Source organism: Citrobacter sp. Cpo142 (assembly GCF_030332425.1).
GTDB classification, from domain to species: Bacteria; Pseudomonadota; Gammaproteobacteria; order Enterobacterales; family Enterobacteriaceae; genus Citrobacter; species Citrobacter portucalensis.
The window spans coordinates 1-291 of sequence record NZ_JAOWHW010000058.1 but is presented as its reverse complement, the minus strand read 5'-3'; the positions used below and the strand labels follow the sequence as shown (position 1 = coordinate 291).

The 291-nt window shown below is 52.6% G+C and carries 1 protein-coding gene; it reads left to right on the top strand.

Annotation, left to right across the window (positions count from 1 at the left end):
- Window positions 1–55: 55 nt before the first annotated feature.
- Window positions 56–291: IS1-like element transposase (locus OGY18_RS02895; RefSeq protein ID WP_001735594.1), on the top strand; the 236-nt coding region annotated here is incomplete at its 3' end.

The following is a 291-nucleotide window of genomic DNA, read 5'->3' as shown; positions in this document are numbered from 1 at the left end:
GGTAATGGTGCCAACTTACTGATTTAGTGTACGATGGTGTTTTTGAGGTGCTCCCGTGGCTTCCATCTCCATCAGTTGTCCCTCCTGCTCAGCTACTGAAGGCGTGGTGCGTAACGGTAAAAGTACTGCCGGACATCAGCGCTATCTCTGCTCTCACTGCCGTAAAACATGGCAACTGCAGTTCACTTACACCGCCTCTCAGCCCGGTACACACCAGAAAATCATTGATATGGCCATGAATGGTGTTGGATGCCGGGCAACCGCCCGCATTATGGGCGTTGGCCTCAACAC